This is a genomic window from Phosphitispora fastidiosa (assembly GCF_019008365.1).
GTDB classification, from domain to species: domain Bacteria; phylum Bacillota; class Thermincolia; order Thermincolales; family UBA2595; genus Phosphitispora; species Phosphitispora fastidiosa.
In genome coordinates this window covers 1-415 of the sequence record NZ_JAHHUL010000075.1, presented here as the reverse complement: position 1 = coordinate 415, position 415 = coordinate 1, and the positions used below count along the sequence as shown (strand labels likewise).

Genomic DNA, 415 nt, shown 5'->3' with positions numbered 1-415 from the left:
GACACTTTTTCAACAAAAAAAGCCCTGTTTTCAAGGCTTTCAAAGATTTCGGTATTTATCCAAGTGTCAAAGACCCGATGAAAAATGCTTCAATAGGCCTGCCGTATGTTGGTATCTTCAGTTCCCCGGTATGCATAATTACCCTCCTTTGTTATCTATTCTACATCATTAATGCTGCTGCGTCCACCGGTTAAAATCCTCTCAATATCAGTTTTTTCCGCCGCCGGGAACTTTTAGCCTTTTTCTTCGTCTAAAATAGTAGGAGGGGATTGAGATGAAAATGCTGAAAATATTTTTGTGGCTCCTGATGGTTGTATCAATCGTAGCCGTTGGGATATCAGGGTGATATTTGAGTGGTCACCCAACCTTTGGAACCAGCTAAAACGGTTACTTGACAAAGACCGTGTGGTACTAT

At 41.2% G+C, this 415-nt stretch carries 1 protein-coding gene; it reads left to right on the top strand.

What is annotated here, in order from left to right; genetic code table 11:
- On the top strand, window positions 1-194 hold a 194-nt coding region (locus Ga0451573_RS19005; RefSeq protein WP_231685770.1), incomplete at its 5' end, for a hypothetical protein.
- Window positions 195-415: the final 221 nt, after the last annotated feature.